The sequence below is a fragment of the Enterococcus sp. 10F3_DIV0382 genome, assembly GCF_002140245.1.
In the GTDB taxonomy this organism is placed as follows: Bacteria; Bacillota; Bacilli; order Lactobacillales; family Enterococcaceae; genus Enterococcus_B; species Enterococcus_B lactis.
On record NZ_NGMF01000001.1, the window covers coordinates 1716745 to 1739870 of the forward strand.

The 23126-nt window shown below is 38.7% G+C and carries 22 protein-coding genes; 4 read left to right on the top strand and 18 right to left on the bottom strand.

Annotated features, from left to right (window positions below):
* Nucleotides 1-15 precede the first annotated feature (15 nt).
* The 8 genes from A5849_RS08655 to A5849_RS08690 form a co-directional block, all read right to left on the bottom strand.
* Entirely contained in the window at nt 16-942 is a 927-nt protein-coding gene (locus A5849_RS08655) for an aspartate carbamoyltransferase catalytic subunit (RefSeq protein ID WP_002309323.1), read from the bottom strand.
* 12 nt (nt 943-954) lie between these two features.
* On the bottom strand, nt 955-2238 hold the full coding sequence (locus tag A5849_RS08660) for a solute carrier family 23 protein (RefSeq protein ID WP_086310047.1): 1284 nt from the start codon (nt 2236-2238) through the stop codon (nt 955-957).
* A 13-nt stretch (nt 2239-2251) separates the two neighbouring features.
* Nucleotides 2252-2791: a bifunctional pyr operon transcriptional regulator/uracil phosphoribosyltransferase PyrR gene (pyrR, locus tag A5849_RS08665; RefSeq protein ID WP_002295862.1), complete on the bottom strand. Its 540-nt coding sequence runs from the start codon at nt 2789-2791 to the stop codon at nt 2252-2254.
* 235 nt (nt 2792-3026) lie between these two features.
* Complete coding sequence (locus tag A5849_RS08670; RefSeq protein WP_002309325.1) at nt 3027-3938, bottom strand: RluA family pseudouridine synthase; 912 nt, start codon at nt 3936-3938, stop codon at nt 3027-3029.
* Nucleotides 3935-4399, bottom strand: coding sequence for a signal peptidase II (gene lspA / locus A5849_RS08675; RefSeq protein WP_002309326.1), 465 nt, complete (start codon nt 4397-4399; stop codon nt 3935-3937). The genes A5849_RS08670 and lspA overlap by 4 nt, the downstream gene beginning before the upstream one ends.
* Nucleotides 4400-4403: 4 nt before the next feature.
* Nucleotides 4404-5102 (bottom strand): CBS domain-containing protein, encoded by a 699-nt coding sequence (locus A5849_RS08680; RefSeq protein ID WP_002309327.1) that lies wholly within the window; start codon nt 5100-5102, stop codon nt 4404-4406.
* Nucleotides 5089-5475, bottom strand: coding sequence for a hypothetical protein (locus A5849_RS08685; protein WP_086310048.1), 387 nt, complete (start codon nt 5473-5475; stop codon nt 5089-5091). Before A5849_RS08685 ends, A5849_RS08680 begins: the two co-directional genes overlap by 14 nt.
* A 173-nt stretch (nt 5476-5648) precedes the next feature.
* Nucleotides 5649-7319, bottom strand: a complete 1671-nt coding sequence (locus A5849_RS08690) for a formate--tetrahydrofolate ligase (RefSeq protein WP_002329182.1) — start codon at nt 7317-7319, stop codon at nt 5649-5651.
* Between the two features lie 182 nt (nt 7320-7501).
* Between A5849_RS08690 and A5849_RS08695 the strand changes: the two genes are divergently transcribed.
* Nucleotides 7502-7732: a cold-shock protein gene (locus A5849_RS08695; RefSeq protein ID WP_002309330.1), complete on the top strand. Its 231-nt coding sequence runs from the start codon at nt 7502-7504 to the stop codon at nt 7730-7732.
* 103 nt (nt 7733-7835) lie between these two features.
* Here A5849_RS08695 and A5849_RS08700 read toward each other — a convergent pair whose 3' ends face one another.
* Nucleotides 7836-8285, bottom strand: coding sequence for an EbsA family protein (locus A5849_RS08700; protein WP_002309331.1), 450 nt, complete (start codon nt 8283-8285; stop codon nt 7836-7838).
* 78 nt (nt 8286-8363) lie between these two features.
* On the opposite strand from A5849_RS08700, the gene A5849_RS08705 reads away from it, so the two are divergent.
* Nucleotides 8364-8768 (top strand): ribonuclease HI family protein, encoded by a 405-nt coding sequence (locus A5849_RS08705; RefSeq protein WP_002309332.1) that lies wholly within the window; start codon nt 8364-8366, stop codon nt 8766-8768.
* 46 nt (nt 8769-8814) lie between these two features.
* On the opposite strand, the gene A5849_RS08710 is transcribed toward A5849_RS08705, so the two are convergent.
* From A5849_RS08710 to alaS, 3 genes are all read right to left on the bottom strand, one after another.
* Complete coding sequence (locus A5849_RS08710; RefSeq protein WP_002309334.1) at nt 8815-9963, bottom strand: cation diffusion facilitator family transporter; 1149 nt, start codon at nt 9961-9963, stop codon at nt 8815-8817.
* A 122-nt stretch (nt 9964-10085) separates the two neighbouring features.
* Nucleotides 10086-10682, bottom strand: a complete 597-nt coding sequence (locus A5849_RS08715) for an ECF transporter S component (protein WP_002309336.1) — start codon at nt 10680-10682, stop codon at nt 10086-10088.
* A 205-nt stretch (nt 10683-10887) separates the two neighbouring features.
* Nucleotides 10888-13530 (bottom strand): alanine--tRNA ligase, encoded by a 2643-nt coding sequence (gene alaS / locus A5849_RS08720; RefSeq protein WP_002313789.1) that lies wholly within the window; start codon nt 13528-13530, stop codon nt 10888-10890.
* 390 nt (nt 13531-13920) lie between these two features.
* On the opposite strand from alaS, the gene A5849_RS08725 reads away from it, so the two are divergent.
* A complete protein-coding gene (locus A5849_RS08725; protein WP_002309339.1) occupies nt 13921-14352 on the top strand; it encodes a GNAT family N-acetyltransferase in 432 nt (143 codons plus the stop codon).
* A 44-nt stretch (nt 14353-14396) separates the two neighbouring features.
* Here the strand turns inward: A5849_RS08725 and A5849_RS08730 are convergent, their stop codons facing one another.
* Nucleotides 14397-15746, bottom strand: a complete 1350-nt coding sequence (locus A5849_RS08730) for a DEAD/DEAH box helicase (RefSeq protein WP_002309341.1) — start codon at nt 15744-15746, stop codon at nt 14397-14399.
* Between the two features lie 69 nt (nt 15747-15815).
* Entirely contained in the window at nt 15816-16979 is a 1164-nt protein-coding gene (locus A5849_RS08735; protein ID WP_002309342.1) for a VanZ family protein, read from the bottom strand.
* Nucleotides 16980-17107: 128 nt separating this feature from the next.
* On the opposite strand from A5849_RS08735, the gene A5849_RS08740 reads away from it, so the two are divergent.
* Entirely contained in the window at nt 17108-17431 is a 324-nt protein-coding gene (locus A5849_RS08740; protein ID WP_002309344.1) for a hypothetical protein, read from the top strand.
* Nucleotides 17432-17470: 39 nt separating this feature from the next.
* Here A5849_RS08740 and A5849_RS08745 read toward each other — a convergent pair whose 3' ends face one another.
* The 4 genes from A5849_RS08745 to A5849_RS08760 all read right to left on the bottom strand — a co-directional run bounded on the left by A5849_RS08745 (nt 17471) and on the right by A5849_RS08760 (nt 23107).
* Entirely contained in the window at nt 17471-19012 is a 1542-nt protein-coding gene (locus A5849_RS08745) for an AbgT family transporter (protein WP_002309345.1), read from the bottom strand.
* A gap of 220 nt (nt 19013-19232) precedes the next feature.
* A complete protein-coding gene (gene pepV, locus A5849_RS08750; RefSeq protein WP_002345087.1) occupies nt 19233-20651 on the bottom strand; it encodes a dipeptidase PepV in 1419 nt (472 codons plus the stop codon).
* Nucleotides 20652-20740: 89 nt separating this feature from the next.
* The gene (locus A5849_RS08755; protein ID WP_086310049.1) at nt 20741-22090 is read right to left on the bottom strand and encodes an APC family permease; all 1350 of its coding nucleotides are present in this window, start codon (nt 22088-22090) and stop codon (nt 20741-20743) included.
* Nucleotides 22091-22153: 63 nt separating this feature from the next.
* Nucleotides 22154-23107 (bottom strand): L-threonine 3-dehydrogenase, encoded by a 954-nt coding sequence (locus A5849_RS08760; protein ID WP_002309349.1) that lies wholly within the window; start codon nt 23105-23107, stop codon nt 22154-22156.
* Nucleotides 23108-23126 lie beyond the last annotated feature (19 nt).

Here is a 23126-nt window from a genome sequence, read left to right on the forward strand (position 1 = left end):
TCCATCCTCCTATAATTACGCTTTTCCATTTAGCACTGCTTCTAAGATTGCCATTCTGACAAAGACACCATTGCTCATTTGTTGAACGATTCGTGACTGTAATCCTTCCACTAATGAATCAGCTAATTCCACATCGCGGTTAACTGGTGCTGGGTGCATAATGATTGCATGTTTTTGCAGCTTCTTCGCACGTTCAACTGTTAAACCATATTCCTGATGGTAGCCTTCTTTTGAGAAGCTTTCTTTTCCATCATGGCGTTCGTGTTGCACTCGAAGCATCATCATGACATCAACTTGATCTAGTAGTTCGTCCAATGGCATATAATGTCCGTATACTTCGAATTCATCGTCGTACCATTCTCTAGGACCTGAGAAGAATACTTGTGCACCTAAGCGTTTCAACATCTGCATATTGGATTTCGCTACCCGAGAGTGGGTGATGTCCCCCACAATGGCAACTTTCAGTCCTTCAAAGTGTCCAAATTCTTCATAAATGGTCATCAAATCAAGCAAGCATTGGGTTGGATGCTGTCCGCTTCCGTCTCCCCCATTAATAATCGAGCACTGGATGGTTTTGCTTTGTATCAGTTCGTCATAATAGTTTTCATCACCATGACGGATGACCGCTACATCTACACCTAATGCAGACATCGTCAGTACTGTATCGTATAACGTTTCTCCTTTTTGGACAGAGCTTGTACTTGCTTCAAATTCAATCACTTCAAGCCCTAGTTTTTTCTCCGCTACATCAAAACTTTTATGTGTGCGGGTACTATTTTCGAAAAAGAGGTTTGTAGCAAAGTACTGGCGCTTTTGCGGAGTCCAATTAGCCCCTTGCTTGAATTCTTGCCCTCTGCGAATCAAGCCCATAACTTCTTGGTCAGTAAGTGCCTCAACGGTCAATAAATGCTTTAAACTGATACGTTCTGATTTGATGATCATAATGTTTCCTCCTTAGTTTTCTTCGCTTCGTGAAGTTTCTGGTAAGATAAGATTTAAAACGATGCCAAGTACAGTTGCTAACGCCATTGCCGACAATGTAAATGTGCCTACTTCAAAGACAAGTCCGCCAATTCCTACTACTAGTATAACTGAAGCAATCAACAGATTTTTCTTTTTGTCAAAATCGATTTTGTTCTCGATCAAAATCTTCATTCCGCTTGCTGCAATGACACCAAACAAGATAAAACTGATTCCTGAGATGACTGGTCCAGGGATACTTAAAATCAAAGCGCTTAATTTTCCTACGAATCCCAAAACGACTGCAAAAACTGCAGCTCCCCCAATCACAAACACGCTATGGACGCGTGTGATAGCCAGAACACCAATGTTTTCGCCGTAACTTGTTACAGGAGGTCCACCAACGAAGGCTGCTACGATTTGTGCTAAGCCATCACCTGTCAACGTCTTATGAAGACCCGGTTCTTCAAAGAAATTACGTTTAGTTAGTTTATTCAATACCATAAGATGGCCGATATGCTCTGTCATCGTCACAAAAGCGATGGGCGCCATTGTTGTGATTGCTCCAAGATATAGCTTTGGTTCATATTGTAAAAATGGAATCTCAAAGTTAGGAACAGCAAACCAAGCAGCGTCTACGATTGGCTTAGTATCCACGATTCCAAACAGCAAGGCTACGATGTACCCGCTAATAATACCTAGTAAAATCGGAATCAATCCGAGAAAACCTCTTAGCCACATGTTGAAGAAGATGGTCAATCCTAATGTGATCAGTGCTACGGCAATATACTTGAAATCATATGTGCCTTGATTATACATAGCATTTGTTGCTGCATTTGCCGCAAGTCCCAACCCGATAACCATGATGACTGGGCCGACGACGATCGGAGGCAAGATTTTATCTAGCCATGCTGAACCGATCTTTTTGATGATCAGCGCAACAATCAAGTAGACTAATCCAGTTGTGACTGCTCCTTGTGCAATCGCTGGATAACCATCTGTTTTTATCAAAAGCTGCATCGCTGCAATGAAAGCGAAGCTGCTTCCTAAGTACGCAGGTATCTTTCCTTTAGTAGTAAATAAGTACACCAATGTACCTAGTCCTGAACTGACTAGTGCGATACCTGGATCGATCCCTACTAAGATAGGTACTAACACGGTTGCTCCGAACATCGTGAACAAGTGTTGTAAACTTAATCCAACCCAATGTCCTGGGGTTGGGCGATCGTGGATATCTAACACCACGTCATCATTATGAAATCCTTTTTTCTCCGACATGTTTCTCTCTCCTCTAATCTTCCTCTTTCAAAATCATGATGCGATCTTGTCCATCAAGCTCTTGCATCTCTACTAAAATCTCTTCCGCCCGAGATGTTGGAATGTTCTTCCCAACATAATCTGCACGGATTGGCAATTCTCGATGCCCACGATCTACTAGGACTGCTAATGAAATTTTTCTTGGTCTGCCAAAATCCATTACTGCGTCCATTGCTGCTCGAATCGTTCGTCCTGTATACAAAACATCATCAATCAAAATAACTTCTTTTCCTTCTAAGGAAACTGGGATGTCAGAAGAATGAAGTTCCGGTTCTTCTGGATTTTCTTTTTTGTCATCTCGGTATAAAGTGATATCTAGTTCTCCTACAGGAATATCGATATCTTCTAGCTGCTTCAGGCGTTCAGCGATTCTTGATGCAATGTAGATCCCTCGTGTTTTGATACCTACCAATACGATATCTTGGATACTATGGTTTCTCTCGATAATCTCATAAGTAATTCGAGTCAATGCTCGCTTCATCGTTACCTGATCTACTACTTCTTTTGCTTGCATTTTCATTCCCCCTACTTTTTTGCATAAAAAAACTCCTGCCCTAAGAGGACAGGAGGAATGTTTAGACTGAGCGTATACTGATACACTGATAGCTATACTATGTCAATGAGCAATTTACTTTATGGCGCACCATACGTATCCTTGCTCCCACCCTTCTTAGCCTCACGGGACTAAACTTAAAGGAATTCTATTAAGTTTTATGCTTTCGTTGTTAATTACTATACCGTTATCTAAATTAAAATGCAATGTTTTTTCTTAATTTTTCTAAAGTTTTTTCAAAAACTTCTGGAAGAGGTGCTTCAAAGATCATCTTTTCGTTTGTAGTCGGGTGCGTAAAACCTAACATTTGCGCATGGAGAAACTGACCATTGCCTTTCAAAGTTTTCTTCGGTCCGTATACTGGATCTCCAGCTAACGGATAACCGATATACTTCATATGCACGCGGATCTGATGTGTTCTTCCAGTTTCCAGTTTTAATTCAACTAGAGTAAATCCTTCAAAACGTTCCAATACAGTAAAATGCGTGACAGCTGGCTTTCCATCTTCTCTTATCGCCTGCATTTTTCGGTTTTCTTTCGAACGGCCGATTGGCGCATTGATCGTGCCTTTTTCGTGAGGAATCTCTCCATGGACTAAAGCAACATATTTACGTAAAGAAGTCTTATCTTTTAATTGCTTAGCTAATGATTCGTGTGCCTGGTCATTTTTGGCAACCATCAGCAAACCTGAAGTATCTTTGTCGATTCGGTGGACGATACCCGGTCGGATAACTCCGTTGATCGTAGAAAGATCCTTGACATGATACATCAGCGCATTGACCATTGTACCATGCGTATGACCTGCTGAAGGATGAACGACCATTCCTTGGGGTTTATTGATTACCGCGACATCTTCATCTTCGTAAACAATGGTCAACGGGATGTTCTCTGGGACAACATCTAATGTTTCTGGTTCAGGGATCAAGACAGTGATCTCGTCTCCTTGTTTTACTTTGTAATTTGCTTTGACTGGTTCTCCATTGACAGAAACCGCACGTTCTTTCAGCCACAATTGAATTTGCGAACGGCTGTAATTACTGAATAGATTAGTCAATACTTTATCGATCCTACCAGATTCATGATAAATCGTTGTTTTAAGTTCTGTCATTTTTTTCTTTGATCCTTTTCATCTAAAATAATATAAATTAATATACAGATCACTCCGCATACAAGTGTCACATCTGCTACATTGAAAATTGGAAAGTTCATAAAGTCTGTTTGAAACATATCTACTACATAGCCAAGTCGGAGACGATCAATAAAGTTACCTATCGCACCAGCTAGAATCAGGCTCAATCCAATCATGAACCAGCGATTACCTTTTTCACGATTTTTAATCATCAATGTGAGAATCACAACGACTGCAATGAGTGTCACTATAGTAAAGAACCACATCTTCCCTTCTAGCATACTCCATGCGGCTCCAGTGTTTCGAATATGATTCAGTGACAATATACCTGGTATAAGACTTTTCGTCTCTCCAAGCGCTAAATTATCAGTGATCCACCATTTGACCAGCTGATCCACTCCCACTAGCAGAGCGCTGAATATCCAATAAATAATTAACAAAAAATCAATCCTTTTCTATTTGTTTATAAATATCGCGAGGTCGTATGATCCCAAGCAGATTACCATCGGGATTACCATCTTTAGTGATAAGTACGGCTTCCAAAGTTCCTTGCTCACGAAACATCGCTTCAACCTCGTAAATATGTGTTTTAGCTGGAACAAAATGATAATTTGTGTACTTCCCATTTTGGATAATCAAATCCAATGCTCGTTTATTTGTTAAATCAACAGGACCTTTTTGGCTTTCTTTTGCTAGCCAAAATCCGATATTCCGTAAAGTAATCAATGCTACAAATTTTCCTTTATTATATAACGGAAACTGTGAATACCTTTTTTCTGCTACTATCTTTAACAGTTCAAGTAGCGGAAGATCTTGCTCAAAACCGGTTACACGTTTTGCAAATCGAGGTAGTACGGTTTCTGGGCGTATCAGTTCTTGTTCGATCAGCTGGATTCGCTTGACTGTCCAATCATTTGGTTCTGCAATGACAAAATCGACGGCGATTCGGTCATGGACGATTGCATTCCTTAACTGAGCAAGCTGTAAAAGATCATCTTCATATTTTCTGATCATCAATTGTTTTCTTTGAGCTAGGCGTCTGACAAGTTCGGTAAATCCCATGTTTCGTGCATTTCCCATCTCGTCTCTCATCCATTTTTCGATTCGATTGAAACTGATTAAAAAAAGATCAGAGTTTGCCATAATTTTCCTCCTTGATCAAATATGCCCGGTTTTTTATATAGAAAAAGAACGCAAATATCACGACAACTGCAAAAAAACTGAAAAATAGATTTTGTAGGAAAACGGCCCCCAACCCAGTTGCCAGAAATAAGAACGGGTAGATTTGAAGAATCAAACTATTCATTGTGATCACATAAACAGGCTTTGCTTCTTTCACTGTATAAACGGGGCTTTTTAGCCAATAAAAGGTGACCTGCATCGTAAAGGGAACTTCCAGATCAAGCGTTATCTTTTGTTCATGATTGAGAAAACTGCGTTTTTCATTATTGATTCTTAATTGAATCGAGCTGCCCATACCGTAAAAACCGGTTTTTCTTATAAATGTCGTTTTCATCGTACCCTCCTATTATGCTTTAGTATAGCTCAAAATACAATAAAGAAAAAGAATGATCCTAGTGCAAACACAATTAATCTCTTGACACCTTCAAAAAAAGAAGCTGTAGTCAAAATACAGCTCCTCTTATGTTTAATGAAAGTCATTTAGTATACGGTAGATTATAATCAAGCTTAAAACAAACCAAATACTTCTCCGTCGTTTGTCACGTCCATATTTAATGCAGCAGGTTTTTTAGGCAAACCAGGCATCGTCATAACATCCCCAGTTAAGGCTACTAAAAATCCTGCCCCTACTTTTGGGATGATTTCTCGGATGGTGATGGTGAAATCTTCAGGTGCGCCTAGCAATGAAGGATCATCAGAGAATGAATATTGGGTTTTCGCCATACAAATCGGCAAATTATCCCATCCATTTTTCGTAAATTCTTCTATTTGTTTTTGCGCCTTTTTACTAAAAACAACACCATTTCCTCCGTAGATTTTCTTGACGATTGTTTCAGTCTTTTCTTGTATCGTTTCTTCTAGGAGATACAATGGCTTGTAATCAGCTTCTTTTCTATCAATCAATCGTACCACAGCTTCTGCTAAATCAACGCCACCTTCTGCTCCATTTGCCCATACACTTGCTCTTTTAGCAAGGATTCCCTGATCTTCGCACAAGTGCTCCAGCAGTGTAAGTTCACTATCTGTATCTGTTACGAATTCATTGATTGCAACGATCACAGGGAGTTGGTATTGTTCCATGTTACGTATATGACGTTTTAAATTTGCAAAACCTATTTTCAAAGCGTCAAGATTCTCATTTTTAAGTTCATCTTTTTTCATTCCGCCATGCATTTTCAATGCGCGGATTGTTGCGACGATCACCACTGCATCCGGCGCTTTTTTCAAGTTAGGTACTTTGATATCTAAAAATTTCTCTCCGCCAAGATCTGCACCAAATCCTGCCTCTGTGACAACGTAATCTGCTAATCTCAATGCTGTCTTGGTAGCTAAAATACTATTGCAGCCATGGGCGATATTGGCAAACGGTCCCCCGTGGACAAAAGCTGGTGTTCCGTAAATTGTTTGTACAAGATTCGGCTTGATGGCATCTTTCAGCAGTAATGCCAGAGCGCCTTCTGCTTTCAAGTCTCCAGCAGTCACAGGCTGACGGTCAAATGTATAGCCGACAACGATTCTTGCAAGACGAGCCTTTAAATCTTCGAGGTCTGCCGCAAGACACAAGATAGCCATGATTTCGCTAGCAACTGTGATATCAAACCCATCTTCTCTTGGGACACCTTGGATTGGCCCACCCAAGCCAACGATTACTTTACGCAGTTCACGATCATTGAGATCAACTACCCGTTTCCAAATCACTCGGCGAGCATCGATGTTCAATTCATTTCCTTGATGAATATGATTATCTAAAAGAGCAGATAATGCATTATTAGCTGTTGTGATAGCATGCATGTCACCAGTAAAATGCAAGTTGATATCTTCCATAGGCAATACCTGTGCATATCCTCCGCCTGCAGCACCACCTTTGATTCCCATCACAGGACCAAGTGAGGGTTCTCGCAATGCAATAACAGATTTTTTATTGATTTTATTGAGCGCGTCTCCTAACCCTACAGTGATTGTTGACTTTCCTTCGCCAGCTGGTGTTGGATTGATGGAAGTAACTAAGATCAAATGCCCTTCAGCGTTATCCTTTGATCGATTGATTCCAGAAAAATTGATTTTCGCCTTATATTTCCCATACAGTTCCAAATCGTCTTCCTTAAGATCTAATTTACTAGCTACTTCAATAATCGGTTCTAGATCTGTTTCTTGTGAAATTTGCAGATCACTCTTCATTTGATTACCCCTTTTCACGAACTTTATTAAAAAAAATACCTTCTTTGTTAAGATATGCCAATTATACCTTGTTTTATTCAGAAAAAAAACATTAAATTACGGGTTTTTAATTTATTTGACGTACTTATAAATACTCTTTATAATGAAGGCTATGATCAGACTTTAGAAAGGTCGTGAGTGCTTTGACCACAGGAATTGTAAAATGGTTTGACAACAAAAAAGGATACGGCTTTATCAGTTATGATGACACAGAAGAAATTTTTGTACATTTTACTGCGATTGAAGAAGAGGGATTCAAAACTTTGGAAGAAAATCAAGTGGTCGAATTTGAGATCATCGAGGGGAATCGAGGAACACAAGCTGCCCATGTCAAGAAAGGCAGTGTTCACACTTCCGAATCCAGTATACATTGATTTAGATAATCAAATAGAGTGAGACGTTTAACGGGTTGATCCGTACGTCTCACTCTTTTCTTTTCCTACAAAGATTCATTTCTTCAGGGCCTATTTTTTAAAATTAACTTTTTCTATTTTTCGTATATGGGGTATTATTTCTTTGCTGTTGAGAAGATGGTCCTACTTTAGGCCCACTTTTTTCAAGATGATCAAAAAGAACCACTTGATCTTTTTTTCGCATCATAAAAACAGATGGGGCTTTCTCATTTTGCAATGTCATTTGTACTCCTGTATTAGTCGGTGTCAAAGATCGAATCTGTCCGACAGTTATTTCCCGGTCTTTCCAAAAAGCAGCATAGCGTATGATTACCGAGTTGGATTTTAAAATAAAAGAACGCCGCCATCCTAGAAATAGAAAAACAAGAAAAACACCTAAAACAATATTGCTTTTCCAATACGGACCTGTGTTTTCTAAAGAAAGAATCAGACTAAAAAACAGAATGATCAAGGTCAATGACCAATAGATGATCGTATGTGCCAATTCAGGCTGCCATCGAATATTTTTTTTCATTCTCTAACCTCTCACCGATTCAGTAATGATATAATCTTACCATAACATTAATTTGAACAAAAAGGAGAATCTCTTTTTATGTTAAAAGTATACATTGATGCCTCTACAAAAGGCAACCCTGGACCTAGCGGAGGAGGGATCTTGATTGTCTATCAAGGTAAACAAGAACAGCTATCTATTCCCCTTTCTGTAGGGACAAACCATCAAGCAGAGTTCGAAGTCTTTTTAAAAACTTTAGAATTTCTAAAGAATAAGGGTTTACAGAATGAAACGATTTTCTGTTTTTCAGACAGCAAAACACTGGTTTCTACAGTCGATAAAAACACAACGAAAAACGAGCTTTTCCTTCCCTATCTCCAAAAAATCAAAGAACTTCTGCCCGACTTTTCCTTGTTAATCCTACAATGGTTGCCCGAAAACAAAAACAAAGGGGCAGATAACCTCGCACGACAAGCCCTACAAAAACAATTAAAAGAAAAATAGACTCTTCGAAGAAAAAACTTTAAAGAGTCTTTTTAGTATCTTGTCTTTAATACAAAAGATAATTGTGATCAAAAGTGATTTCCAAATGATAATCTCCGATTTTTTCTTCTATTTGAATACGTAAAATTCTTTCGAGTTCTGTATCATCAAATTGGAATTTTTCAGGAACAACTACGTCAAACTGCAATGTTTTCCCTTGATGGATGACTCTAAAATCATGTATATCGAGCCCTCTACCTGTTTCAAAAAGAATTTGCTTTAATTGATGCAAGATATTATAGTATTTTTCGTTATCAACAGGCATTGGGTCCAAGTGACAGACAAGTTCTACGTCTAAAGACTTTTTGAAGTCTTTTTCTATCAGGTCAATAATCTTATGTGCTTCATTCAAATTCATTGATTCATCTACTTCGATGTGGACTGATGCAAAGCGTTTATTGGGTCCATAGTTATGCACCAGCAAATCATGATAGCCAAGTATATCGTCGCAGGCATTCAAGTGTTCTTCCATTTCTTCAATCTCTGCTGACGTTGGGCGACTACCTAATAGCTCATATACAAAATTCCGAAGCATCGTTAAACCACTATAAAGGATATATAATGCTAAAGCAAAACCGATATATCCATCGATACGCCATCCAGTTACCCATTCGATTGCTGCTGAAAGCAATACAGCCAGTGTAGTAAAGACATCATTATAACTATCTGTTGCTGTAGCTCTCAATGTTTCAGAATCAATGGATCGTGCAATAACCTGGTACATTTTTCCTTGTGCAAATTTCAAAAAGATGGAAATGATCAGGACAAAAAAGACGATGGGTGCTAAAGAGACATTTTCTGGATGGATGATTTTTTCAACGGATGACTCTAAAAATTGAAATCCTACATAAGTAATGATGATCGAAACAAATAACCCACTGATATATTCGAAACGTTCATGTCCATAAGGATGTTCCTGATCCGCTGGCTTTGCAGCAATTTTAAATCCAATCAAAGTCAATATAGATGAAGCAGTGTCTGATAGACTATTCACTGCATCAGCCATAATGGAGACACTCCCTGAAAAAAGCCCGATCATTAGCTTAGAGACAAACAAGATTAGATTCGTAACCAATCCTAATATGCCAGCTAGTACTCCTTTTTTTGTCCGCTGTTGCGGTATTTGTTTCTTTTTTTCTTCTTGTTTCTTAACCAAGTTTTTTACCCCTTCTAGTTTGCTTGTTGCTCAGGTAAAAAGATGGAGAGGACAATTCTTTTCCTCTCCTCTCTTCCTTTTTCCATCTATCATGCGTCCTACTATTCATTCAAAGATGGCCGTTATTCTGGTTTTAATGGCGTTGCTGCAAATAACGCTTTTGCTAGTAATGGTGTTATGATTCCCGCTCCTATTGCTTCAGGTATCCCATTGATTGCTGCAACTCCTGCTAAGGTTTTAAATAAAAGAGCAGAATCTACACCATAGGCATCTGCCGTTGCACCTGTATAAAATAATCCCATGAATCCTAACACTAAGACTGTATTGACCAATGAACCTAATACCCCTGCAAAGACCGAGCTGATCGTTATTGATTTATTTTTTTGATAAATCCAGTGGAAAACCAAACCAGCTACTAAGCCAACAAGCACTCTGGGAACTACCGAAATAATCGGGTTCGTGAATACCAATGTATCAAATGGCGTTGTCGGCATGGCGTAGGCACGGACAATTGTAGCAATTCCCCAAAACAGGCCAATTACCATCCCATCTTTTGGACCCAATACTACTGCGGCAATAATTACTGTAATATGAATAATCGTTAAACTAATGAACCCTAATGGAATAAAGCCAAGCCAAGGTACCATAGCTTGTACGATGATGATTGCTAATAAGATAGCACGTAAGACTAGTCGAAAGGTTTTATTTCTGCTATTCATTTTTTTCACCCCTTTTATTTATACTAATCGTAAAAATTTCTGTCACTTTCGTCAACTAAAGACCATCCGAAATCGACCATTTGATTAGATGCGCTCTTCTATTCCATCGAAAAAAGTATGAGGGCAAGACTATTTGTCTTCGCCCCCATGATCGTGTTTCGTTCAATGATTGAACAGTTGTTTTTTTCTATCAAACATAAACGGTCTATTGTTGCGCAAGCCATTCTTTCGCAGCTTTAAGTGCATCTGGAATACCAGCAGGATTTTTCCCACCAGCTTGTGCCATATCTGGACGTCCACCACCGCCACCGCCTACTTTCGGTGCGATTGCTTTAATCAAGTCGCCAGCTTTTAGTCCAGCTTCATTTGATTCTTTCGTCATTGCCGCTAGCAGACTGACTTTTCCTTCTTGTTCGTTTGCTAAAACAAGAATGTCTGAAATATTTTTTTGTTTCCATTGGTCAGCTAATTGACGCAACTGATTCATGTCTTTCACTTTTACTTGTGCTGCAATGATTGTTTTTCCATTGATCCTTTCTGGATTCTTGAATACATCACCGGCTTGTTGATTCGCTAACTTGCTAGCTAATTGTTCATTTTCCTTTTGTAGCTCTCTTACTTGCTGTTGCAATTGTTCCGCTTTTGAAACAACTTCCTTCAATTGAGGTGATTTAACAATTGTTGCTACTTGTTTTAGTTGTTTTTCTTCTTCTTCAAGTAGTTCATACGCTTCTTTGCTTGTTACAGCCTCGATTCGTCGCACGCCTGCACCAATTCCTGATTCAGAAACGATTTTGAAGATTCCGATGTTTTCTGTGTTTGCTACATGTGTGCCTCCGCACAGTTCGATTGACCAACCGCCAATATTGACTACGCGAACGTCATGTCCGTATTTTTCACCAAACAAAGCCATTGCACCCATATTTTTGGCTGTATCGATATCTGTTTCAATTGTTTCAACTGGGATAGCTTCCCAGATTTTTTCGTTGACGATTCTTTCCATTTCAGCTAATTCATCTGAAGTGATTTGACCAAAATGGGTAAAGTCGAATCGTAAATGTCCAGGAGCGACTAAAGAACCAGCTTGATTTGCATGCTCGCCAAGTACTTCTTTCAATGCTTTGTGCAGTAAATGGGTTGCTGTATGGTTTTTGATGATACGGTTGCGCATCGATTGATCGATCAATAGATGATAAGTTTGTCCTTCGCTCATTGGTGCTTTTACTTCTACTGTGTGCATAAATTGACCATTAGGCGCTTTTTGAACATCTGTAACAACTGCAACGATTTCTCCTGCTTCATCCATGATCCAACCTTGGTCTGCTACTTGGCCACCCATTTCTGCATAAAAAGGTGTTTGGTCAAAGATCATTTGAGCTTCACCTTCTGCGATTTCATTCAGAAGAGATTCGCCTTTTACGATGACCAATAATTGACTATCTGATTCTTGCTCCGTGTATCCGATGAATTTACTTTCTACTTTGATATCTGTCAATAAAGCAGATTGTACACCCATTGATTTTTCTGTACTACGGGCAGAGCGAGCACGTTCACGTTGTGCGTCCATTTCTTTTTCAAAACCAGCATGATCAACTTTCAGTCCTTCATCTTCTGCCACTTCTTCCGTTAATTCTACTGGGAAGCCATATGTGTCGTATAATTTGAAGATGTCTTTTCCTGATAGAGTCGTACCGTTTTCGTTTTTCACTTCTTGGATCACTTGATTCAAGATTTCCAATCCTTCATTGATTGTTTCATTGAAACGTTCTTCTTCTGTACGGATAACTTTTTCAATAAATTCTTTTTGTTGAAGTACTTCAGGATAATAACTTACCATGATTTCCCCAACGACAGGGACTAAACGATATAAGAATGCTTGTTCAATACCTAATTTTTTCCCATGCATGACCGCGCGACGAAGCAAACGGCGTAAGACATACCCTCTTCCTTCATTCGATGGTAATGCACCATCGCCAATAGCAAATGAAAGGGCCCGAATATGATCTGCGATTACTTTGTAAGAGATATCTGTTACTGGGTTTTCACCATATTTTACTTGTTTGCTTAGCTTTTCTACGGCGTGGATAATAGGCATAAACAAATCTGTCTCAAAGTTCGTGGGCGCATCTTGAACGATTGAGACCATACGTTCCAATCCCATGCCCGTATCAATGTTTTTATGAGGAAGTGGTTCAAATGTATTATCAGGTTTATGGTTGAATTCTGAAAATACCAAGTTCCAGATTTCTAAATAACGTTCATTTTCTCCTCCTGGATAGTTTTCAGGATCATCTTCTGCTAAATCGTTATAAGCTTCTCCTCGGTCATAGAAAATTTCTGTATCTGGTCCACATGGGCCTGCACCGATATCCCAGAAGTTGTCTTCTACATCAATAATGTGATCTAACGGTAGACCGACTTCTTCATGCCAGATGCGTTTTGCTTCTGTATCTTTTGGATAAACTGTTACATAAAGTTTTTCTGGATCGAATGCCATCCATTTTGGATCAGTCAAAAATTCCCATGCCCAGTGGATGGCTTCATTTTTGAAATAGTCACCAATAGAAAAATTGCCCAGCATCTCAAACATCGTATGGTGACGTGCTGTTTTACCGACATTTTCGATATCATTTGTTCGAATAGACTTTTGGGCATTTGTGATTCTTGGATTTTCTGGTACAACTGAACCATCAAAATATTTTTTCAATGTTGCAACACCAGAGTTGATCCATAATAAGGTTGGATCGTTCACGGGGATCAAAGACGCACTAGGTTCAATTGTATGTCCTTTAGATTGGAAGAAATCAAGAAACATTTGTCGAACTTGTGCACTACTTAATTGTTTCATATCATTACCTGCTTTCTATAAATTAAATACAAAAAAACACCATTACAGCCAAGGACGAAAACTCGCGGTACCACCTTGATTGCAATGATGTGTAATCATTACCTCTTAAACTCGATAACGCTGAGCTGCGTCGGTATTTCTACCAAAATAGAAAAAGGGAGCAATTTGATTAGTGACTATTCTTTTTTCAGCCAAGAAAGAATTTTCTGTGAGTCTTAAAAAAACAAATCATGTCCTTTTCGTACTTTAATAAGTATACGCATTCTGTCAATCACTGTCAATATCTCAATTACCTATTTTTATTTCCTTTTGGTCATATTCCATATTTTTTGGTACGATAAGGATAAAGAAATCAATACATCTCTGTTATTCATGATAAGGAGGAATATGATGAAAAAAATAGTTGGCGCAGATGAATGGATCCGCGCAGCTAGCTGCTTTTTGAGATATCAAGTTTTTGTATTAGAACAAGGAATTCCTGCAGAACTAGAATTCGACGGAAAAGATATCCCGCAACAAAACTATTATCTATTTCTTGATAAAAAAAGACCAGTAGCCACATTGCGTTATGAAAAGAAAACACCTACTTGCTTCAAGCCAGAACGCTTTTGCGTAGCAAAAGAATACCGAGGAAAAGGGTTAGGCGGTCAGTTGCTTGAAGCTGCAGAAAAACGGGCGATGTCAGAAGGTTGTCAGACTAGTTATGTAGTAGCTGAAATGACGGCTGTAGATTTTTATGAAAAACAAGGGTATCATACTTGCACGAAACCTTTTATTGAAGATGAAGTACTTTGTATCGGAATGGAAAAAAGTCTCGCTTAAAAACAAGAGATTGTGACAAAAGGCGTGTCACAATCTCTTGTTTTTTATTTATGCGAATTTTTCTTATTTTTACGAGCAATACGACTTTGCTGTCTGCGTTCGATTTTGCGTTCTTTTTTATTTTTTTCTGCAATTGCCCAATCGATTTTTTTCTTATAACCAGGCTTGATCTTTTTCTTTTTCTTCTTCACAAGTCCAATCAGAGTTGGGTCTAATACATCCTTTGATTTTTCTCGTTTGGTACGTCTATTACGATCATATGTTTTAACGATTTCGCCATTTTTGATTTCTTTCGGTTCAAATGAGACGCCTAATTTCTCGATCGCATCAATGGCTTGTTCATCGTTTGGTGAATACAACGTAATGGCCGTTCCTTTTAAACCATTACGTCCAGTACGTCCGACACGATGGATAAAGAAGTCCAGATCTTCCGGGATTTCTGCATTGATAACATGAGAAACACCTTCGATATCGATTCCTCTAGCAGCTAAATCAGTCGCTACAACATATTGATACTCCAGATTCTGTACTTGTCGCATCACTCGTTTTCTCTCTCTTGGTGTGATGTCCCCGTGAATCTTTGCTACTTTCAATCCTTGGTTTTTCAAATAATCAGCAATTTCATCCACATGCTGTTTTGTATTGGCAAATACGATTGCTAAATAAGGATGACCAATCGTCAGCAGTTGATAAATCATTTGATTCTCATCTTTACCTTTTGTTGAGATCAGCCAATTTTCGATATCTTCAGAAATAACTGCTTTCGGCTTGATTTCTTCAATGATTGGATTCTCCATATATTTTCGCAAGAATGGACGCAGTTTTTCTGGAATAGTGGCAGAAAAGACTAAGAACTGCAATTTTTCTGGTAACCGACTTGCAATTTGGTCTACTTCATTTAAAAAACCCATATCCAATGTCATATCCGCTTCATCAACAACAAATGCAAATGCTGTGTGAATCTTCAACGCTTGTTCATTCATCATGTCTAATATTCTACCTGGCGTGCCTACTACGACCTGTGGCTGCTGATGGTGCAGACGGTTTAACTGACGCTGTTTGTCTGTCCCCCCGACAAAATTCGAAACACGGATCTCCGGTGTAGAAAATTTAGCGATTTGTGTAGCTGCTTCATAAATTTGTGCAGCCAGTTCTCTACTTGGAGCTGTAATAACAACTTGTACTTCCTCTTTATCTGCATTGATTTTTTCAAACAACGGCAACAAAAACGTATGTGTTTTTCCTGTACCAGTTTGAGATTGCCCAATGATATTTTTTCCTTTTGCAATTAAAGGAATCAAACGTTCCTGGACCTCTGTGGGCTGTTTGAAGCCCTTTGCGGCTAACGCTTCATTGATAAATGGTTTGAAGCGAAATATATCAAAATTATTCATTCGTGCACCTCTTCTCTTTAAATTATCACGACTTTGGCATTATAACATAGACAAAGTATTTTTGCTCAGCTAATTTCGAGAATCATCATCCTTTGTTTGAGCAATCGTGCTAACGGTATATGTGTGACTAGCTTTTTCATAAAACAGAATCCGTTTTTTTCTCAAAAATGATAGCAAGATATTTAAAATAAAAATACCTTGCAGTAGCAAGACACCGAGAGAAATGAATACTGCACTCATCTGCAACACCGTATTCGTTGTCGAATTCATGATTTGCTGAAGCAACTGCCCCAACCAGCTTAAACCATAAAAAAGAAAATATAGATACCCATAGCGGATGATCAATGCTTTCAAAGAAATTCGCTCGCGGTCTTGCTCCACCAAGCGGATGCGTACAATTTTTTTCCCAAGTGTCCATCCATTGGTTATAAACGGTACAATCATAAAGTATAGCCCTACTTCCAATAAAAGCCACCAGATATGAGAAGTAACTGTCCCTGAATCGAACGCAAGTTTAAAGAAAATCGCTGCGATAAAATTGACAATAGATAAAAATGTCCAGTCGATCAAATAAGCGACCAAACGTCGTGTCAACGAGACAGTTTTTCCTTTTTCATAAGAAAGTTCATCCATCCGTCTTCTCGTAGGAAGCATAAATGTAAATAACGGCGTAACAACAAAACCAATGATTCCACCCAATGTATTTGTCACTAAATCATTCACATCAAATAAGCGGTATGGTCTTGGGTAGATAAAATAAAGGCCACTTAGCTGCGTCAGCTCAAAAAATAGTGATAGACAGAAACTAGCAATCATCGTTTTCATAAAGGAAAGCCGGAAATAATATCTTAAATAAATGCCAAATGGTATGAGTAATAAAACATTAAAAGCTGGTTCCAAAAACACACTCTGCTTCATCGCCGGCAGATAGGTACTAGGTTCAGATAATACCAATACCGTGTTGTCTCTGAAATGTTGCCATGAAGCAAATAAATGCAGCTCCATCTTTGGTCCTGTCATTTGGGCAACCGTCTCCTTTGCCGGAAGTGGTAAGATTACCAGAAAGTATGCACACAATAAATAGAAAACAAAGGAATACAAAATAACTGCCCTTGTTACTAGAAATGTTCCATACTTTCGATATTCATAAATAAAAAAAACAGATGAAATCGCTAAGGCTAAAAATGGAAAAACAACCAGCGCAAAACGAATCGGTTCGATATAACTTGCCATGTGACTCCTCCTTGATTCTTTGTATCTCCCTTATCTTAGCAGTCCTTTGCTGTTTCAAGCAAGTAACGAGGCTATTATTTCTCATTTCTTTCAAAGTAAAGTAAGATAAACTCAAAGGGGGTGTCGAGATGCTGAATATGTACTTTGTTTTTGGCGTACCTATTTTTTTACTGTTCCTTTATGCAACAATTGCTTATGTAAGAAAAAGAACTACGATTCATTATTTAGGATTTATTCTCCTGATTATTTCAGGTTTCATGCTTGTCTTCAACCTTCAGACTTGGCAGCAAGCGCTTTTTGAAATGGATAAAATGACTCCACATGCTTTGTCTAAAATGATTGGCTACCCTGTCTATCTGATTTGGCTTCCCATTTTCATTTCTGGTTGCTTGGTTTTATTAAATATTTATCGCGGTGTACGCCGAATATTTCTCTTACGCAAAGCAAAATAACAGGCAGAAATCGGTTGAACCCGGTTTCTGCCTGTTTTCTCAATTCAAATGCATACCGATCCCTGGTCCTAGCGGTAGCTGGAATACATAATAGAGAATAAATAAAATGATCCATGTGATAGTTAGACTTACAGCATGTGGTAGCATTATGGAAATAATCGTTCCGACACCGGTTTTCTTTTGATATTTCGTGGCAAATGTAACGATCAAAGCAAAATACGGCATCAGTGGCGTGATAATATTGACAGGAGAATCAGCTACTCGATAAGCAGCCAAAACAGCTTCTGGAGCTACTCCCAACTGATAGAGTAATGGAACAAATATTGGGGTTAAAATAGCAAATTTTGGTATCGCTCCCACTAAAATAAAATCAAGAATAAGTGCTAGTGCTAAGAAACTAAGTAACAAGGCTAAGCTGCTCAAATTCATATCTTCAATAATCGTGGCTGAATTGACTGCCCAAACAGTACCTAAATTAGTAAAATTGAAATATGAAATGAATTGGCTAATGATTAACAATAAGAAAATCATCCCGCCTAAGTTGCTGAATACTTTAATAATCGGATTTACTACATCCAAACTCGATTTGACTTTTCCAACTGCCTTTCCAAAACATATCCCTGGAATCAAAAATGAAATCAAGATCAAAGCGATTAAACTATCCATAAAAGGTGTAGAACCAATCAATTCATCAGTTTCAGGATGGCGAAGTGGGGCACCACTTGGTATCGTAATCAACAGGATAAATGCCAGTACCACTGTAAATCCCCAAAAAGCCCAATGTAAGCCTTTCGATTCATCGGTAATCTCATCGTTAGCAATCATTCCTTTTTCTTGGAAAGTTCCTAAGCGAGGTTCAATGAGTTTTTCGTTAATGATAGTGGAAACAATCACTACTAAGATGGTTGATGCAATCGAAAAATAAAAATTTGCCATTAAATCAACAGAATAGGATGGATTAATGATATGTACTGCATCATTTAATATTTCGGTAAGCATTCCATCCACTGGCGTAATAACTAAGTTGACACCAAATCCTCCTGAAACACCTGCAAAGGCCGCAGATAAACCTGCTAAAGGATGTCGCCCGACTTTATAAAATACTGCTGCACCTAATGGAATCAATACTAGATACCCAGCATCAGAGGCAATACTCGACATTACGCCAAGAAGTACTAGTACCGCTGTCAGACTAGATTTTGGTACTACCTTTACCAGCTTTCGAATCATCGCACCGATTAAGCCAACCTCTTCTGCAAATCCTACGCCTGCCATCGCCACTAAAGTGACTCCAAGAGCCTGAAAGCTCATCAAATTTGAGACGATCGAAGTCAACATAAAACGGATCCCTTCACCACTCAACAAACTTTTTACATGTGTAGTAGTAAGCTCTAGTGCTCCTGTTTCAGCATTAATAGCATCAAACGTAACGTGTTGACCCATTAGATAAAAAATATGAGACAGTACTCCTACAATAACGATCAAAATTAAGAATATAATAGCTGGATGGGGCACCTTGTTCCCTAGTTTTTCTACTGTATCTAACACTTTATCTAATCTAGAATGTTTTTCTTTTGGCATCTATTCTCCTCCTTTTTCAAACCAGATGAAAGAAAAACAAGCTTTTTCTATCATCTGGTTCATTTTTATTTTTAGAAGCTTCTTTACTTCAAGGAAATTGCCGTCTTATTCTCTGCAATCTTTCAAACTTTCATGAATATTCTTTTTTACTGAAGGATACAAACGTTACGAGTGTGAAAATAGTTACGACTGATTGGTAACGTTTTTTCTATGAATACGTTTATTTAACCAAACGGTAGATTGCTTCAGCGTAAATAGCTGTTGCTTTCAAGATATCTTCTACGTACATATATTCATTTGGCTGATGCATTACATTTTCTCTACCAGGAAATAAACTACCGTACGCACATCCTTTTTCCAAGATTCGTCCATACGTACCTCCACCAATTGTTTGTTCATAACCTTTTTCCCCAGTATGTTTTTCGTAAACAGACAATAATGTTTGGATGAATGGATCATCTCCTGAAACATAATGCGGAGTCTTGATATCTCCAATTATCGAAATTGATACTGATTCATTTTGAAGGACAGTCAGCAAGGATTCTTGAATTTTTTCTTTTGTAATCCCTTTTGGATGACGAATATTAAGAATGATCTTTTTCTCTCCTTCTTGCTGATAAATGAATACATTAGCACTTGAAGTCACTTTTCCCATCACGTCATCTTCATAATCGACCATTAACCGATGCCCATTAAAGTCTTCATGCAGATAATTGGCAATGACAGAAAGATAAGCAGATCCTGAGCTGTCTAATGGATATTGATGCAAAAAGTCGGCGAGATAAGTTCCCGCATTGATACCAAATTTTGGTTCTTGGGCATGTGCAGCTTTTCCATACAGAACGAAGGATGCTTCTCCTTCCTTATATTCAAAAGTCCCTTTCAATTTTTTGTCATCTAGATATTTTGTATATCCAGCTTCTAAAGAAGATAACTTTTCCAAATCAGGAATTTCCAAGACGGCTATTGCCTCGCTTGGTACCATATTTGCACGCAAACCAGAAGAGAATCTTTTCAGTTGCATTTTGTCTGCCTTTTCTTCCTTCAAAGAAAAACTCAGCTCGAAAGATAAAATCCCTTTTTCACCATTAATGATTGGGAAATTGGCATCTGGCGAAAATCCAAATGCTGGCATTTCTTCTTTTTCCATATAATGATGGATACCTATCCACTCACTCTCTTCATCTGTTCCGAAAATGAATCGAATTTTTTTCGATGTTGATAATTGCAGTTCTTTGATAATTTTCATCCCATAATAGGCAGCAATACAAGGACCTTTGTCATCACTTGAACCTCTTGCGAACAATTTCCCTTCTTTGACGATTGGTTCGAACGGATCAGTTGTCCACCCTTCTCCTGGCGGTACGACATCTACATGTCCTAAGATACCAAGTGCTTCTGCTGTTTCTTCCCCATATTCTATATGTCCGGCTAGATTATCAATGTTTTTAACTCTGAAGCCATCTCTTTCCCCAAATGACAGTACTTTTTTCAATGCTAAAGCAGGACCAGCACCTAGTGGGTATTCATCTGTCTGATGTTCGATATCCCTTACACTATTGATGCGTAGCAATTCACTTAAATCCTCTAGCAACATCTCTTTTCTCTTTTGTGCTTCTTGCAACCAGTTTATTTCCATAAGATCCTCCTTGGTAGAAATGACTTAATTTCTTAACGGGTATTTATGGTCAAAAGTTTGTTTCCAATGAATTTCAAAATCATTTTTTGCTATCTACGTTTCAAATAAAGGTAAAACGGGACACCAGCAAGTGTCAATGCAATCCCCATCGAAGCTAAAAAAGTTTGAGTGATAAGTGTGCTTGATACAATAAAGGTTCCTCCAATGATTGCTACTAATGGGATAAACGGATACATTGGAACTTTATATGGTCGAATCAGATCAGGTTCTTTTTTACGAAGAAGGATGACACCAACAAAGACCATCGTATAAAAAATCCAAATGACAAAGATCAGCATATCTGTTAGTGTATCAAAACCACCGACCATCATCATGCCAATAGCGATGACTAGCTCTAAGATACCCGCGGCTACAGGAACTTTAGTTTTATCATGAAGTTTAGCAAAAAGCTTGCTAAAAGGCAGGTTGTTTTCTTTTGCCATAACGTAAGGAAGACGCATTCCAGTAAGAGTATAGCCATTGATAGTTCCATAAACAGAAATCAAGATACCAACTGTGACTAGTCTTCCACCAAAGCCGCCAAAAATCATTTTTGCAACATCACTTGCCGCATTGCTGTTTCCTACGACTCCGTCGATAGACGCAGTTTTTAAGAAAACCGCATTTACTAATAAATAAACGATCATGATTCCGATGATTCCTAAAGAAATGGCTTTTGGCAAATCTTTCGCCGGCTTTTTCAATTCTCCCGAAATATTTCCTACGTGTATCCAACCGTCGTATGCGAACATCGTTGCTAGTAAGCCAGCTCCCAAAGCAGAGAAAAATGAAAGGTTTTCTCCTGCTTGGATCGGAAACAGTTGGAAGTCTACTCCTTCTTGTCTGAATAAACCAAAAATAACGATCACAAACAAAGGAATGAGTTTGCAGACAAGCGTAATCGACTGAAAAGCTCCTCCAGCTTTAGAACCTAAAAAATTGATCAGCATGATCGATACAGCAGCTGTAACAGCTACAGGAACAATCATCGACTGGGAAAGATCAAATAAATTGACGGACTGTGTACCGAAAATGATCGACAAGGCTGCTACATTTGCTGGAAAATAAATCACGACTTGAGCCCAGCCAAGTAAAAATGCTGCTGTATTTCCATAAATCCGTTCGATATATTTGATCATCCCGCCTGTTTCAGGAATAGCCGCTGCCAATTCAGCTCCTGTCAGTCCTGCACAAACAGAAATCACACCACCTAGAAACCAGGAAAACATATGCAAACTGACGGTACCTGTTACTTCTGCTACGCTTGCGGCTTTGAAAAACACCCCTGCACCGATCACTGTGCCCATAACAGTCGATAAAGCAGTGAAAAAACCCATCGTACGCTTCAATTCATTTTCCGTTTTTACTTCCTTTATTGGCGTGGCTTGATATTCTTCCATTACTTACCTCCTTACATACCATAGCCAAAAAGTATAGAAACCTTTTTGGCTATAGTTCTTGTTTTATACCGTCTCTGCTAATTTTTCTCTCAGTTTTTCCAACATATCCTTTGTCATTGCATCTAAATCGTATTTTGGTGAAAAGTCCCATTCCTCTTGCGCACAAGAAACATCTAGTGAGTTTGGCCAAGATTCTGCTATCGATTGACGCACAGGATCGACATCGTAATCCATTTCAAAATCTGGTATGATTTTTTGAATAGATGCTTTGATTTCTTCAGGCTCAAAAGACATTGCCGATATATTAAAGGCGTTTCGGTGAACTAGTCGATTAGGGTCTGCGTTCATGAGCTTTATAATGGCATCGATCGCATCTGGCATATACATCATATCCATTGATGTACCTTGATCAATAAAACTAGTGTACTTTCCTTCTTTGATTGCTGAATAATAAATATCGACTGCGTAGTCTGTCGTACCGCCTCCTGGCAAGGTCGCATAAGAAATCAATCCAGGGAAACGGACACCACGAGTATCTACGCCATATTTCACATAATAATAATCACATAGTAGTTCTCCAGCTACCTTCGTTACCCCGTACATGGTTGTAGGGCGCTGAAGAGTGTCTTGTGGGGTATGATCTTTTGGAGTATTTGGACCAAACGCGCCGATTGAACTTGGCGTAAAAAATTTCAGCTGGAATTCTCTAGCGACTTCCAATGCATTGACCAGCCCAGTCATGTTCAAATCCCATGCTAACTGTGGTTTTGCTTCTGCAACAGCTGACAAAAGAGCAGCCAAATGGATCAATGTGTCCACTTGATATTGTTCTGCTATGCTGCGCATTTTTTCGTAATCCATTACATCTAGGATCTCAAAGATATCGTTTTTCCCAATGACTTCAGGCATGCGTATATCTGTCGCAATGACATTTTCACTGCCTAGTTCTTGACGTAGCCGCGTGATCAACTCTGAACCAATTTGTCCTAAACATCCTGTCACCAATACTTTTTTCATGATGATCCTCCCTGATCTT

Bases quoted from the DNA above. Each gene is read 5' to 3' on its own strand.
- A5849_RS08685 (WP_086310048.1), bottom strand. From the start codon at position 5,475: ATGAAAACGACATTTATAAGAAAAACCGGTTTTTACGGTATGGGCAGC.
- A5849_RS08700 (WP_002309331.1), bottom strand. From the start codon at position 8,285: ATGAAAAAAAATATTCGATGGCAGCCTGAATTGGCACATACGATCATC.
- pyrR (WP_002295862.1), bottom strand. From the start codon at position 2,791: ATGCAAGCAAAAGAAGTAGTAGATCAGGTAACGATGAAGCGAGCATTG.
- A5849_RS08690 (WP_002329182.1), bottom strand. From the start codon at position 7,319: ATGAAGAGTGATCTGCAAATTTCACAAGAAACAGATCTAGAACCGATT.
- A5849_RS08715 (WP_002309336.1), bottom strand. From the start codon at position 10,682: ATGAATAGCAGAAATAAAACCTTTCGACTAGTCTTACGTGCTATCTTA.
- A5849_RS08755 (WP_086310049.1), bottom strand. From the start codon at position 22,090: ATGGAAGAATATCAAGCCACGCCAATAAAGGAAGTAAAAACGGAAAAT.
- A5849_RS08670 (WP_002309325.1), bottom strand. From the start codon at position 3,938: ATGACAGAACTTAAAACAACGATTTATCATGAATCTGGTAGGATCGAT.
- A5849_RS08680 (WP_002309327.1), bottom strand. From the start codon at position 5,102: ATGGCAAACTCTGATCTTTTTTTAATCAGTTTCAATCGAATCGAAAAA.
- A5849_RS08740 (WP_002309344.1), top strand. From the start codon at position 17,108: ATGCTGAATATGTACTTTGTTTTTGGCGTACCTATTTTTTTACTGTTC.
- A5849_RS08745 (WP_002309345.1), bottom strand. From the start codon at position 19,012: ATGCCAAAAGAAAAACATTCTAGATTAGATAAAGTGTTAGATACAGTA.
- pepV (WP_002345087.1), bottom strand. From the start codon at position 20,651: ATGGAAATAAACTGGTTGCAAGAAGCACAAAAGAGAAAAGAGATGTTG.
- A5849_RS08725 (WP_002309339.1), top strand. From the start codon at position 13,921: ATGAAAAAAATAGTTGGCGCAGATGAATGGATCCGCGCAGCTAGCTGC.
- A5849_RS08760 (WP_002309349.1), bottom strand. From the start codon at position 23,107: ATGAAAAAAGTATTGGTGACAGGATGTTTAGGACAAATTGGTTCAGAG.
- A5849_RS08660 (WP_086310047.1), bottom strand. From the start codon at position 2,238: ATGTCGGAGAAAAAAGGATTTCATAATGATGACGTGGTGTTAGATATC.
- A5849_RS08655 (WP_002309323.1), bottom strand. From the start codon at position 942: ATGATCATCAAATCAGAACGTATCAGTTTAAAGCATTTATTGACCGTT.
- A5849_RS08705 (WP_002309332.1), top strand. From the start codon at position 8,364: ATGTTAAAAGTATACATTGATGCCTCTACAAAAGGCAACCCTGGACCT.
- A5849_RS08730 (WP_002309341.1), bottom strand. From the start codon at position 15,746: ATGAATAATTTTGATATATTTCGCTTCAAACCATTTATCAATGAAGCG.
- alaS (WP_002313789.1), bottom strand. From the start codon at position 13,530: ATGAAACAATTAAGTAGTGCACAAGTTCGACAAATGTTTCTTGATTTC.
- A5849_RS08735 (WP_002309342.1), bottom strand. From the start codon at position 16,979: ATGGCAAGTTATATCGAACCGATTCGTTTTGCGCTGGTTGTTTTTCCA.